11 protein-coding genes are annotated in these 13,466 nt (G+C 36.9%); 7 read left to right on the forward strand and 4 right to left on the reverse strand.

The window, feature by feature from the left end; genetic code table 11:
* Positions 1 to 164 precede the first annotated feature (164 nt).
* The 7 genes from rplS (at position 165) to ACQ33O_RS01410 (ending at position 8,673) form a co-directional block, all read left to right on the forward strand.
* Positions 165 to 530 carry a 50S ribosomal protein L19 gene (rplS, locus tag ACQ33O_RS01380; RefSeq protein ID WP_430993754.1) on the forward strand — a complete coding sequence of 122 codons (366 nt, stop codon included), beginning with the start codon at positions 165 to 167 and terminating at the stop codon, positions 528 to 530.
* Positions 531 to 719: 189 nt separating this feature from the next.
* Complete coding sequence (locus ACQ33O_RS01385) at positions 720 to 845, forward strand: hypothetical protein (protein WP_430993755.1); 126 nt, start codon at positions 720 to 722, stop codon at positions 843 to 845.
* A 78-nt stretch (positions 846 to 923) separates the two neighbouring features.
* Positions 924 to 1,169, forward strand: a complete 246-nt coding sequence (locus ACQ33O_RS01390; RefSeq protein ID WP_430993756.1) for a Sec-independent protein translocase subunit TatA/TatB — start codon at positions 924 to 926, stop codon at positions 1,167 to 1,169.
* 99 nt (positions 1,170 to 1,268) lie between these two features.
* A complete protein-coding gene (gatA, locus tag ACQ33O_RS01395) occupies positions 1,269 to 2,699 on the forward strand; it encodes an Asp-tRNA(Asn)/Glu-tRNA(Gln) amidotransferase subunit GatA (RefSeq protein ID WP_430993757.1) in 1,431 nt (476 codons plus the stop codon).
* A gap of 12 nt (positions 2,700 to 2,711) precedes the next feature.
* The gene (locus tag ACQ33O_RS01400) at positions 2,712 to 3,920 is read left to right on the forward strand and encodes a lytic transglycosylase domain-containing protein (RefSeq protein WP_430993758.1); all 1,209 of its coding nucleotides are present in this window, start codon (positions 2,712 to 2,714) and stop codon (positions 3,918 to 3,920) included.
* Positions 3,921 to 4,183: 263 nt separating this feature from the next.
* Entirely contained in the window at positions 4,184 to 6,412 is a 2,229-nt protein-coding gene (locus ACQ33O_RS01405; protein ID WP_430993759.1) for a tail fiber domain-containing protein, read from the forward strand.
* Positions 6,413 to 6,474: 62 nt separating this feature from the next.
* Positions 6,475 to 8,673, forward strand: a complete 2,199-nt coding sequence (locus tag ACQ33O_RS01410; RefSeq protein ID WP_430993760.1) for a tail fiber domain-containing protein — start codon at positions 6,475 to 6,477, stop codon at positions 8,671 to 8,673.
* Between the two features lie 53 nt (positions 8,674 to 8,726).
* Here the strand turns inward: ACQ33O_RS01410 and ACQ33O_RS01415 are convergent, their stop codons facing one another.
* The 4 genes from ACQ33O_RS01415 to clpX all read right to left on the reverse strand — a co-directional run bounded on the left by ACQ33O_RS01415 (position 8,727) and on the right by clpX (position 13,406).
* Positions 8,727 to 10,010 carry an anthranilate synthase component I family protein gene (locus ACQ33O_RS01415; RefSeq protein ID WP_430993761.1) on the reverse strand — a complete coding sequence of 428 codons (1,284 nt, stop codon included), beginning with the start codon at positions 10,008 to 10,010 and terminating at the stop codon, positions 8,727 to 8,729.
* 98 nt (positions 10,011 to 10,108) lie between these two features.
* Entirely contained in the window at positions 10,109 to 10,525 is a 417-nt protein-coding gene (locus ACQ33O_RS01420) for a hypothetical protein (protein ID WP_430993762.1), read from the reverse strand.
* Between the two features lie 85 nt (positions 10,526 to 10,610).
* Positions 10,611 to 11,870, reverse strand: a complete 1,260-nt coding sequence (locus tag ACQ33O_RS01425; protein WP_430993763.1) for an adenylosuccinate synthase — start codon at positions 11,868 to 11,870, stop codon at positions 10,611 to 10,613.
* 294 nt (positions 11,871 to 12,164) lie between these two features.
* Positions 12,165 to 13,406: an ATP-dependent Clp protease ATP-binding subunit ClpX gene (gene clpX, locus ACQ33O_RS01430; RefSeq protein ID WP_430993764.1), complete on the reverse strand. Its 1,242-nt coding sequence runs from the start codon at positions 13,404 to 13,406 to the stop codon at positions 12,165 to 12,167.
* Between the last annotated feature and the right edge of the window lie 60 nt (positions 13,407 to 13,466).

Genomic DNA, 13,466 nt, shown 5'->3' on the forward strand with positions numbered 1-13,466 from the left:
TTAGATACATTTTAAAAAGCCACAAACCAATAATTTGTGGCTTTTTGTTTACTTGTCCCTTGTGGCTTGCAGCTTGAGGCTCGAATTTTAAAAAAAAACTAATAACTAAAAACCAATAACTAAAAAACTTTCCCTACCTTTGCCGTCCGTTAAAAATAAAGATCATGAACGCAGTAGCTTTTGTACACGAACAATTAACAGCAAAACCAGCACTTCCTAGCTTTAAAGCAGGTGATAATGTGACTGTTAACTATAAAATTGTTGAAGGAAATAAAGAACGTATCCAAAGTTTTAAAGGAGACGTTATCAAACGTCAGGGTACCGGCGCTACCGCTACTTTTACAGTGCGTAAAGTAAGCGATGGTGTAGGTGTTGAACGTTTGTTCCCTTTCTATTCTCCTAATATTGAGAGCATTGTGTTGAATAAAGTAGGTAAAGTACGTAGAGCTAAATTGTTCTACCTTCGTGAAAGAAGCGGTAAAAGTGCTCGTATTCAGGAAAAAAGAATGGCTGTTGCCCTTAAAAAATAATATAGTTTTAAAATTATATAAAAGCGTTCCGACAATATCGGAACGCTTTTTTCGTTTTGTTAAAAATAGCCCAAAACCAATACTGGCCTAACAAAAGGCATAAAAATTAAGCTATCTTTACCGCATTATTTTCCAATACCTCTGATAACATATTGATTAATTCGTTTTACCCTAAAAATTAAAACAAATATGAAAAAGGTATTGTTATTATCCCTCTTTGTTTCTGTTGTGCTTGTGTTCATGTCGTGTGCCAGAGGCATTACACCCTATGAAGCTGCTAACGGTAAGGCCAAATGTGGCAGATATGTACGTTAGTATTTCCCTTGATTATTAACAAGTAAAAAACCTGCAAAGACAATATTTAGATTATCTTTGCGGTATAAAATTCTTATCATGTTAAATACAATTTTTTTAATTGGAATGCCGGGTGGTTCTGAGTGGATATTCATTCTTATTGCGGTTATTTTATTGTTTGGAGGAAAGAAAATTCCTGAATTAATGAAAGGCATCGGTAAAGGTGTTCGTGAATTTAAAGATGCAAAAGACAATGTAAAAAGTGAATTTGAAGCCGGAATGAACGAAAAAGATAAAGACGAAGAGATCAAAAGGCTCAGAGAGCAATTGCAACAAAAGCAATAACCAATAATATTTCAGATTAATAACGGCTGTAGTGAAAGACATTTATTTTTGTCCTCCACTCCAGCCGATTTTATAAATACCAATCAAACTTTTCGATAATTGTCCAGTTCAATACAACAATACCATCAACAACTTTCTAACGGCACTACTACTTGTGTTGATACCGTAAACGTATTTCTAAAAAAGATAGAAGAGCAAAAAAAGCTGAACGCTTTTACACAGGTATTTGCCGAAGAGGCTTTGGCAAAAGCTGCAGCGTTGGATGAAAAAAGGAAGTCGGGTGCCACAATCAGAAAATTACATGGTGTTGTTATTGCCATCAAAGATGTGCTTTGTTATAAGGATCATGTGGTAACTGCTGCATCAAAAATTCTGGAAGGATACACGGCGGTTTATAATGCTACTGCAGTTCAAAGATTATTAGATGAAGAAGCTATCATCATTGGTACCTGTAATTGCGATGAGTTTGCAATGGGCAGTAGCAATGAGAACTCTGCCTACGGCAATGTATTAAATGCATTGGATGAAACGAAAGTACCGGGTGGCTCAAGCGGTGGTAGTGCAGTAGCAGTACAAGCTGGTATGTGTATGATCAGCTTGGGTACTGATACAGGCGGCTCGGTAAGACAACCGGCTGATTTTTGTGGCATTGTTGGAATAAAACCTACCTATGGTCGTATATCGAGATATGGATTGATCGCTTATGCTTCATCATTTGATCAGATAGGAATCTTTGGAAATAATATAGCAGACATTGCCATTGCTTTAGAAGTAATGAGCGGACCGGATGATTTTGACAGTACTGCATTGGATCATGGATCATGGACCATGGACTATACTCAACCAACCAAGAAATACAAAATCGCTTATTTGAAAGAAGCGCTATTTCATGAATCATTGGATACAGAAATTAAAAACAGCATCTTAACTCTCATAGAAAAATTGAAAGCAGACGGACATACTGTTGAAGCAGTTGAATTTGATCTGATCGATTATATTGTTCCGGCGTATTATGTTTTAACCACTGCCGAAGCAAGCAGCAACCTCAGTCGTTTTGATGGGGTGAGATACGGACATAGAACCAAAGAACCTATTACAGGCCTTGATGATTTTTATAAAAAAACAAGAACTGAAGGTTTCGGAAAAGAAGTACAGCATCGCATCATGCTGGGTACATTTGTTTTAAGTGCAGGTTATTACGATGCTTATTTCAGCAAGGCACAACAGGTAAGAAGATTATTGGTTGATAAAACAGTCGACATCTTCAAAAATTTTGATACCATCATCTTACCTACATCACCTGTTACAGCATTTACAATCGGTGAAAAGAAAGATGATCCCATTGCAATGTATTTAGCAGATATATATACGGTTTTTGCAAACCTTACAGGACTTCCGGGCATATCGGTTCCTTTGTTCAAACACAGTAATGGTATGCCTTTTGGCTTACAAGCATTAACAAATAAATTTGATGAGGCTACGCTTTTATCATTTTCTGAATTATTGATGCAACAATATAAACCTGTTTAGTATCTTACTAAGATGAAAATATTATTATCCATAGCAACTTTTTTATTGATGTTGAATTTTTCAGCAGTAGGTAAAATATTTTCGATGCCTGAGAAAAATATTCATCAACAAGATACCATTGTAGAAGATATTGTAAAGGAAGATGCAACAATAGATGAGATCATTAAATCGAGAGAGAGCGAAAAAGTTAAGAAAGAAAAAATAGCCTACATCAGCCAGGTTACGAAGTACGGATTTAAAAACCTTTTTTCTAACTATGGTTATAATGAATCGATGCCATATAATGCTCAGATCAATCCGAATGCAATTGCATTTACGAGAGATTATATGAAAGCTCATGGCAAATATCTTCGTCAAATGAAAGGATGGGGCCAACCCTATTTTAACTTGATAGAAGGCATTTTACAACAATACGGTTTACCTAAAGAACTTAAATACATTGCCGTAATTGAATCTAATTTAAGTACTGCCGCTACAAGCAGTGTTGGAGCCGGTGGCCCATGGCAGTTCATGCCCTATACTGCAAGAGAATATGGTTTGATAGTAACCAATTCATTTGATGAACGTAGGGATTATTATAAAAGTACACATGCTGCTTCTAAATACTTATTGACTCTTTACAAAGATTTTCATGATTGGTTATTGGTGATGGCTGCTTATAATGGAGGGCCGGGCAGAGTAAACAATGCCATCAAAAAAAGTGGCAGTAGAAATTTCTGGCAATTGCAATATCATTTACCTGAAGAATCAAGAACTTATGTAAAACGTTTTATTGCTACGCAGTATATCATGGAAGGCAGCAATACCATGAGTGCAGACAGCAACCTCACCATTTTTGATGAAGCGTTTACCCGTACTACCTATGGACCTAACGGTACAGGTAAATCGATTAACCCATACGATAAAAAACCTGCATTGACTGAAGAAGAATTAGTTGATGTTGAAGTGTTGAGTATTTCCGGCAAATACAATTCACTGGTGATCGCAAAAAATCTGTCGATGGATATAACATTGTTCAATCATTATAACCCCGGTTTTGATAATGCCATGTCAACCACAGGTAATTTTGATCTGCGTTTACCTCCGGAAAAAATGCAATTGTTTACTACAAACAAATATCAGATACTGAATGAATGTGTACAGGTATTGTATAACAGTACTACTGTTCCTACTCCTACAAAAACGCTTTATAAGAAGCCTTCGAAGAAGAAAAAAGCCTAATTTATTTCTTAGTCTGTCTCGATTTTTTTAAGATTGTAACTGCTAATGAATCCTATTTCAAAGAAAAAAAAACAAGAAAATACTTCTTTTTTTTGAAACTGTTTATTATGTTGCGGTACCTTAATACCTACGTCAGACTAGATTCTACCCTTCGGAAAAAATTTACTTCTTTTATTTTAATAGATCGTGGGAACACAAACAAAATAAATATTGATCATTTTTTGTTTGACTGAATATCCTACATCACCCTAAACTATCTTACAATGAGAAAAGGTATTGCGACACTGTGTTTAAACACATTGATTATTTTGATGACCCCCTCTGCACCAACACTTGCACAAAGCATAGGTATCGGTACTACTACTCCTGATCAAAGTGCGAAATTAGATATATATGCTAATAATAAAGGTTTGTTGATTCCACAGATTTCATTAACAAGTCTTACTGATGCCAGTACTATTATTACACCTGCCACCAGTTTATTGATCTTTAATACCAATACAACAATTGGAAGAGGTTTTTATTATAATAGTGGCACGCCTGGTTCTCCGACATGGACAAAATTTTTAACCGCACTTGGTATTTCGGCTAATTGGTCATTGGCAGGAAATGCAGGCACCAATACATCAACTAATTTTATCGGTACTACAGATAATGTGCCCTTAGTATTTAAAGTCTTTAATAAACGCTCGGGTTTTATTGACCCTAATAAAAGCAATATGTTTTTCGGACCGCTGTCAGGCACAAATAATACTACCGGTACAAATAATACAGGCTTGGGGACAGCCACCCTTTTTAAAAATACAACAGGCTCAAAAATGATGGCTATCGGAGACTCTGCATTATTTAATCAAGGAGTTAACGGAAATGGGTATTATGATAATGTAGCTGTTGGATACAAAGCTATGTACTCTAATACAAGTGGTTTTTCAAATGAGGCCGTTGGTAATTCTGCTTTATATAGCAATACCACGGGTTATTCAAATACAGCTAATGGTAATTATTCTTTATATTATAATACAACTGGTTTTGGGAATACTGCTTCCGGAAGAAATGCACTTATTTTTAATACGACAGGTGCAGTCAATAGCGCATTTGGTGCTTTTGCTCTTGCAGCAAATACAACGGGCTACGACAATACAGCTATAGGTGAGCAGGCTCTTGAAAAAAATACAACCGGGTATTTCAATACAGCTATAGGAAGAAATTCTCTTTGGCAAAATACTACTGGTCCAGGTAATACTGCAATCGGGTATCAAGTACTTCAATTTAATTCTACGGGAGGAAGCAATACTGGGATCGGATTTAACGTACTATTCGGCAATTCCACCGGAAATGGAAATACGGCAATTGGTTCGGGTGCCTCATTTAATGTAAATGGCAGCAGTAATACCTCCATCGGCACATCGGCATTATCAGGAACCATTAGCGGGCATAGTAATGTAGCTATTGGTACAAGGGCACTAAATTTTAACGTAACAGGATCAAGTATTGTAGCTATTGGTGATTCTTCATTATACAATTACGAGTCTATACATGTAAATGGTGATGGAGAATTTGAGAATGTAGCAGTTGGAAATAAGGCCATGTTTTCAAATTTAACCGGCCTTTCCAATACTGTTTTAGGCACTGAGGCATTAAAAAATAACTCAAGTGGCGATGCAAATACTGCCGTAGGTGCAGGCTCATTAATTGCGAATGTCAGCGGAGAAAAAAATACAGCCGTAGGATATGAATCGCTCGGTGCTTCTAACGGCAACAACAATACTGCTATTGGTGTAAGTGCGCTTGACAAAAATATCAGCGGCTCAAATAATACTGCTATTGGTGGTTTTACACTTTTTTCAACTACTACCGGTTCAAACAATTCTGCTTTAGGCAATAATGCCGGAGGACCAGTTTTAGGACCGGGTAATTTGAGTGGTGCTACCGCCATTGGCTACAATGCCACCTACAATGCCAATGATAAAATAGTGATCGGCACTTCATCAAATAATAACCTCACAGGAGGATATGGTGCATGGCAATCTTTTTCTGACGGTAGGTTTAAAGAAAATATACAGGAAAACGTACCAGGATTAAATTTCATTACTAAACTGAACCCTGTTACGTATAACCTGGATGCAAAAAAAATAGATGAGTTTCTTGGTATAACACAAAAAGTAGACAATGAGAAAAATGCAAAGAACAAAGCAACTTATTTAGCAAGATTAAAAACCGTATCCGATCAATTACAAACAGGTTTTATTGCACAGGAAGTAGAAGCAACTGCTAAAAGCATCGGCTATAACTTCGACGGTGTTCATCATCCCGAAACTGATGCAGATAATTATACCATCGGCTATTCAACTTTTGTTGTTCCGCTGGTTAAGGCAGTGCAGGAACAACAAAAGATCATTGAAGAACAACAACAGTTAATCGATGAAATAAAAAAAGAACTGGAACGAATGAAAAAGAAACAGCTTATTAAAAACCCCGGAACAATAAAATAAGTAATTCAATTTTTTAGCTTTTATAAAATCGTCTTTCAACTATATTAACTCAATAAGCAATTATGAGGACAATTATTAAATATAAGAAACAAGGTATATTGTTCATTTGTTTATTGATTTCAAGTCAGTATATCTTTTCGCAAATTGCCGGCATTGGTACCACTACACCGAACAGCAGTACCGCATTAGAAATAATTGCACCTAACCGTGGCTTACTTATTCCAAGAGTTAACCTTTTAGATTATACTGATGGGTCTACCATTTCCGCCCCGGCATCGAGTCTGCTGGTTTATAACACCAATGCAACATTCGGAGTGGGTTATTATTTTAACAGCAGCACTCCGGCATCTCCGGTATGGACTAAACTTTTAACAGTGGGTACTATCCCCGACTGGTCACTTACAGGAAATGCAGGTACAGATACCAGCATTCATTTTATCGGTACTACCGATGATCAGGCATTGGTGTTTAAAGTATCTGATGTACAGGCAGGCAAAATAGATCATAATAACAATAACGTTTTCTGGGGTATCCGTTCGGGTTATAATAATTTAACCGGCGCTCATAATATTGGTTTTGGCGCAGCAACCCTTTTTAACAATACACAAGGCTCCGGCATTATCGCCATCGGTGATTCTGCTTTATTAAATCAGGGAATAAACAATCTGGGTAAGTATGATAATATTGCACTTGGTTATAAAGCTTTATACAGCAATACCAGCGGGTATGATAATGTAGCAATAGGAAACTCTACACTGCTTTCAAACACTACCGGTTATTCGAATACAGCCAGTGGCGAATATGCCATGCTTTTAAATACCACTGGTTTTGAAAATACTGCATCGGGCAGAGATGCCATGCATGCAAATACTGAAGGTGCTTATAATAGTGCCTTCGGGAATGCAGCACTTTTTTCTAACACCACCGGCAATAGCAATACAGCGGCAGGAGATCATGCACTGTACATTAATACAACTACATCAAACATTACTGCAATTGGCGCTGAAGCGCTTTACAGTAATACGATTGGAAGCGATAATATAGCCGTTGGTTACCAGGCTATGCGAAAGAATACCACCGGTTCATTCAATTGTGCCATTGGAACAGGTGCACTGTATAATAATATTGCCGGTGATGGAAATGTTGCAGCAGGAGATTCTGCTTTATATTCTAATGTGGGATCGTATAATATTGCAGTAGGATCAAAGGCACTTTATTCCAACGGTTTCGGTATCCACAATATTGCTATAGGTACATATTCACTTTACAAAAACTTTTATGACAGCTACCTCATTGCCATTGGTGATTCTGCTTTATATAATCATACAGGTGATGTCAATACCAATACAATAAATATTGCCATTGGCTACCAAGCATTGTTTAGTAATACACTTGGCGGGGTAAATACTGCAATGGGTACTTACACATTAGGTGGTAATACAACAGGGTTTAATAATACCGCAATTGGAGCTTCCGCATTACATGGAGCCACAGGAGGTTCCAATACTGCGATAGGAAGGCAAGCATTGGAATTCATTCATGCCGGGTCAGTAAACACCGCTGCTGGCACGGAAGCTCTCAAGTTTGCGAGCGCCGGTGGTTATAATACAGCAATGGGTATTCGTGCTCTTTATGGCAATGGAGGTTCTGGCTCATATAATACCGGTTTAGGAGCATATACATCACCATCTTTTTTAGGATCGGGTCTTTTAACTGGGCTAACTGCTATTGGATATAATGCAGCACCAGCTCTCGATTATCGAATTGTATTTGGCACTGCATCCAACAATAATCTTACCGGTGGGTATGGAGCATGGCAAAATTTTTCCGACGGAAGATTTAAGAAGAATGTAAAAACTAATGTACCGGGCCTTGCATTTATAACCAAACTGCGTCCGGTAACTTATTACTTGAATGCAAAAAAAATAGATCAATTTCTTGGCATAAAACAAAGAATGGATAGCTGCAAAAATGCTATTGAAAAAACAAGATATTTTGAAAGATTAAAAATTGTTTCATCACAATTGCAAACAGGGTTTATTGCACAGGAAGTAGAAGCTGCTGCAAAAAGCATTGGTTATAACTTTGATGGCGTACATCATCCGAAAAGCGACGCTGATCATTACACTATTGGTTATTCGACCTTTGTAGTGCCTTTAGTTAAAGCAGTGCAAGAACAACAAGCAATGCTAAAAGAACATCAAAAGAGTCTGCAAGAAATTAAAGCAACATTGGAAGAAATAAAAAAAGAACGCCAATAACTAAACTAGCAGAATGCCATCCAAGTAACTGCTAAATAAAAAGTGGGAAAAAACTACTCCAACACCTTCACAATCGCCTCAACCTTCAACAAACATTCTTCATATTCTTTCTCAGCATCGCTGTAGTAAGTGATAGCACTACCAACCTGGAAAGAAAGGTATTGTGCAGTAGCATTGTATAGAATGCTGCGGATGACAACATTAAAATCAAAATCGCCGTTAGGTTTGATGTAACCTACAGCTCCGGAGAAAAGGCCACGTTTTGTTTTTTCGAACTCCTCAATAAGCTGCATTACTTTTTTCTTTGGGGCACCGGTCATACTGCCCATAGGGAAAGTAGCTTTGATGATGTCGATCCAGTTGGTATCGGGTGTTACTTCACCGCTTACCGTACTGATCATTTGGTGCACCTGCGGAAAACTGTAGATGCCAAAAAGCTCTTCTACTTTTACAGAATCTTCAATGCATATTTTGCTAAGGTCGTTACGCACCAAGTCAACTACCATCACATTCTCAGATTTTTCTTTACTACTGTTGATGAGGTATTGTTTGTTGGCTTCATCTGCTTCTGCATCTTTCAAGTCTCTTTTTGCAGTGCCTTTAATGGGTTGAGAAATTATTTTATTGCCGCTACGTTTTAAATACCTTTCGGGACTGGCGCAGATGCAAAATTTATCATCCAATTTATACAAAGCAGAAAAAGGATTGGGCGAAAAATCTACCAGGTGATGATAGACCGACAAAGGATCGATGGCAATATTGTCTGCATAAAACTCCTGACAGAAATTGAGTTCGTAACAATCGCCTCGTAAAATATGTTGGCGTATCGTATTTACAGAATCTAAATATTCCGGTCGCCTGAAACGACTATTGATATCAGTTGGTTTTACAGGCAGCGCATTGATGATCGGTGAAGTGCTTTTTATGGCGTCGATGATCGCTTCAGCCGTGCCTTCTTCATACAAAACAGTTACTTCTTTATTGTTTAATTGCAGAATGATCTCGGGTACAAAAAAACAAGCATCTGGAAATTTAATGCCGTCGAAATTTTCGGAGCTGAGCTGTTCTACTTCGTTCTTAATATCGTAACCAATATGGCCAAAGAGCCAATCGTTTTGATTGCTGTAAAAATTAGTGAGTTGTACAAAGGCATTGCCTGTATTAAGTTCTATCTTTTCTTTACAGCCTACGGCAAGTAAACACTCAAAAGCAGGTTTATCAAAATTGTACTGTTGATTATCGAGTAAACAAAAAATGTTGAACCGGTTTGCCCAGTTCAACATTTGTATTTTGAATTCGGTGAAGTTTGTTATGGGGAATGATGTTCTTTTCTTCATTACACTAATTAAAAGAATTTCACTAATTACACTAATTAAGCACTTTTGTTATAGAATCAATTCGTGTAATTCGTGTTTTAAATTCGTGTAATAAAAAATTAGAAATCATCATCATCATCAAAGCCGCCGCCAAGGTCATCGTCAAAGCCTAAACCAAGATCATCATCTATCTTGAAATCATCTTCATCTTCGTCTTTCCCTTTTTTACCCGGAGCTTTTTTGTTTTTTGATTTAGGTACATCAAATTCTTCGAAGTCGGGATCCCAATCATCATCATCATCGGTTTTTTCCCAATCATCTTTTTCGTCTATATCATCGTCGTCATCTTCATCTTCATCTTTCTTAGACTTAGATGCTTTACCTTTTTTTACAGGCTTCTCATCAAAGTCATCATCATCCAAATCATCATCATCGTCATCATTCTTAGATTTAGATGCTTTGGATGCTGTTACTTTTTTATCATCTGCAGCTTTTGCAACAGGGGTCTTTTTTACCTTATCAGATTTGATTGCCATATGTTAACCGATTAGTACTGTAAAATTTCTTATAGATTTTTAATTAGCCAAAAAAAAAGGCAACTTTTTTAATATTATTTTTTTCTTACGCTTCAATTATCTGGTCACGTCCGGGACCATTACTTATGTATTTTACCGGTACCTGTAAAAACTCATTGATATAAGTAATATATTCCTTCATTTTTTGTGGTAACGCCGAAAAATTATCAACTGCACTGATATTTGTTAACCAACCACCAAAGCTTTTATACACCGGTTCAATATTCACATTGTTCATCTGAAACGGAACCTGATCTTTTTGTTCGCCGTTTACTTTATAGCTGTTACATACCTGCAGATCTGCAATATTGTCCAAAATGTCGGTTTTGGTCATGATGATTTGTGTAACACCATTGATCATACAGGCAAATTGTAACGCAACAAGATCTATCCATCCGCAACGACGTGGTCTTCCCGTAGTGCTACCGAATTCGTTACCCGTTTTACGCAACAATTCTCCCATATCATCATGTAACTCTGTTGGGAACGGACCACTACCTACTCTTGTACAATACGCTTTAGTGATACCAAAAACTTCTTTGATATGTTGTGGTGCAATACCCAATCCTGTACAAACACCTGCTGAAATAGTGTTGCTGCTGGTTACAAACGGGAATGTACCAAAATCAACGTCCAACATACTTCCTTGTGCCCCTTCAGCTAATATTCTTTTACCTTCTTTAATTTTTTGGTTGATGAAATATTCACCACTAACAATTTTAAAGCCACGTAAAAATTCTATTGCTTCGAAGAAATCGTTTTCCCATTGCGTAATGTCTTCATCAAATCCGTAATTGTCCAGCATTTGCTGATGCTTTGCTTTCAGCTTGTCGTATTCAACTTTAAAATTATTATTGATATCGCCAACTCTTAAACCATTACGGCCTGTTTTGTCCATATAAGTTGGGCCAATACCTTTTAAGGTAGATCCGATCTTATCATTGCCTTTTGAAATTTCACTTGCTTTATCCAATGCTCTGTGCGTTGGAATGATCAGGTGTGTACGTTCGCTGATGTACAAATTCTTTTTATAATCAACTCCCATTGCAGCAACTGTTTCACATTCTTTTTTGAATGTTACTACATCTAATACCACGCCATTACCGATAAGGTTGATTTTATCCGGATGAAAAATACCGCTTGGTATTTGGTGCAGTACAACTTTTTTATCATTTACGTATAAAGTGTGTCCTGCGTTTGGTCCGCCCTGGAAACGGGCAATCACATCATAATTAGGAGCAAAATAATCTACAATTTTTCCTTTTCCTTCATCGCCCCACTGGAGCCCGAGAATTACATCTACCATTTTTTTATTTAGTTAGTGCTTTTTAAAAGTGAAAAGTCAAAAGTGAAAAATCAAAAGGAGAACTCGTTGGTTTTTGAATTTTGATTTTTTAATTTTTACTTGTTTTCAAATACGGGCAAAAATAAATTGAAAAAAAGCAATTACCTAAAATGATATTGAGTTGTGTGGAATTATTTTTTGTTAGCGTATTTATGTTACTTTTTGGGGAGGATGGAATAAAATAAAAGCAGTTTTGCTGTGGGATTTTTAAAAAATCTTTAGCAAAACTGCGGCGGGTAATTAAATAAATATTTTTTATGCCACTTTGAGCATACTCATTTTGCTTGTGTTGAACTTACGTTGAGCATATTCAAGTGTTACATCAAACACTTTTACTTTTTGAGATGGTAGTTCGTACATGGCATCAGTTAGGATACTTTCGCAGATACTACGTAAACCACGAGCCCCTAATTTGTATTCCAATGCTTTTTCAACCATAAAGTCATATACTTCAGGTTCGAACTTCAATTCAATGCCTTCTATATCAAATAAACGGGTAAACTGTTTTATCAATGCATTCTTTGGCTCGGTTAAGATGCTGCGTAATGTAGGTGCATCTAACGGATTCAAATAAGTGATCACAGGTAAACGACCCAATAACTCAGGTATTAAACCAAAGGCTTTCATATCCTGTGCATTTACAAATTGTAAAATATTTTCTTCCTGATATTGCTGTGCAGCTTTATTTACATTAAACCCGATAGCATGAGTATTTACTCTACGTGCAATCAATTTATCAATACCTGCAAATGCACCACCGCAGATGAATAGAATATTTTGTGTGTTAACTTTTACAAGTTTTTGTTCAGGGTGTTTGCGGCCTCCTTGTGGTGGCACCAATACTTCTGTACCTTCCAGTAATTTCAACAGGCCTTGTTGTACACCTTCTCCGCTTACATCTCTTGTAATAGACGGGTTATCGCTCTTACGACCGATCTTATCTATTTCATCAATAAATACAATTCCTTTTTCTGCTGCGGCTACATCATAATTACATGCTTGTAACAAACGACTCAACATACTTTCAACATCTTCTCCTACATAACCTGCTTCGGTAAATACCGTTGCATCAACAATAGCAAAAGGTACATTCAACATACGGGCAATTGATTTTGCCAGTAAGGTTTTACCTGTTCCTGTTTCACCAACCATAATGATGTTACTTTTTTCTATTTCAACATCATTCTCTACTTTTTGATTTAATCTCTTGTAGTGATTATAAACGGCTACTGCCAATATTTTTTTTGCATCATCCTGACCGATCACATAATCATCGAGGAATTGTTTGATCTCCTGAGGTTTTCTTACGGTTAATTTATTGGTGCTGCCGGAAACATTTTTCGAATCGGGATAAACCATCAATTCCTGACCAATGATCTCCTGAGCATGTTCAACGCAATTTTCACAGATATGCCCTTCCTGACCTGCAATTAATATCTTTACTTCATCCCGGCTACGGCCGCAGAAAGAACAATGTAATGTTTGATTTTTTGCCATTTTAACGAATTATTGCTCGATAGTAACACCAAAGCAGAGTACAAATATACTAAATCATAT

It is taken from the genome of Ferruginibacter sp. SUN002, from assembly GCF_050611725.1.
Lineage (GTDB): Bacteria > Bacteroidota > Bacteroidia > Chitinophagales > Chitinophagaceae > Ferruginibacter.

Excerpts from the sequence above, each read along its gene's own strand:
- ACQ33O_RS01415 (WP_430993761.1), bottom strand. The coding sequence starts at position 10,010 with ATGAAGAAAAGAACATCATTCCCCATAACAAACTTCACCGAATTCAAA.
- ACQ33O_RS01410 (WP_430993760.1), top strand. The coding sequence starts at position 6,475 with ATGAGGACAATTATTAAATATAAGAAACAAGGTATATTGTTCATTTGT.
- clpX (WP_430993764.1), bottom strand. The coding sequence starts at position 13,406 with ATGGCAAAAAATCAAACATTACATTGTTCTTTCTGCGGCCGTAGCCGG.
- ACQ33O_RS01420 (WP_430993762.1), bottom strand. The coding sequence starts at position 10,525 with ATGGCAATCAAATCTGATAAGGTAAAAAAGACCCCTGTTGCAAAAGCT.
- ACQ33O_RS01425 (WP_430993763.1), bottom strand. The coding sequence starts at position 11,870 with ATGGTAGATGTAATTCTCGGGCTCCAGTGGGGCGATGAAGGAAAAGGA.
- ACQ33O_RS01400 (WP_430993758.1), top strand. The coding sequence starts at position 2,712 with ATGAAAATATTATTATCCATAGCAACTTTTTTATTGATGTTGAATTTT.
- rplS (WP_430993754.1), top strand. The coding sequence starts at position 165 with ATGAACGCAGTAGCTTTTGTACACGAACAATTAACAGCAAAACCAGCA.
- ACQ33O_RS01390 (WP_430993756.1), top strand. The coding sequence starts at position 924 with ATGTTAAATACAATTTTTTTAATTGGAATGCCGGGTGGTTCTGAGTGG.
- ACQ33O_RS01385 (WP_430993755.1), top strand. The coding sequence starts at position 720 with ATGAAAAAGGTATTGTTATTATCCCTCTTTGTTTCTGTTGTGCTTGTG.
- ACQ33O_RS01405 (WP_430993759.1), top strand. The coding sequence starts at position 4,184 with ATGAGAAAAGGTATTGCGACACTGTGTTTAAACACATTGATTATTTTG.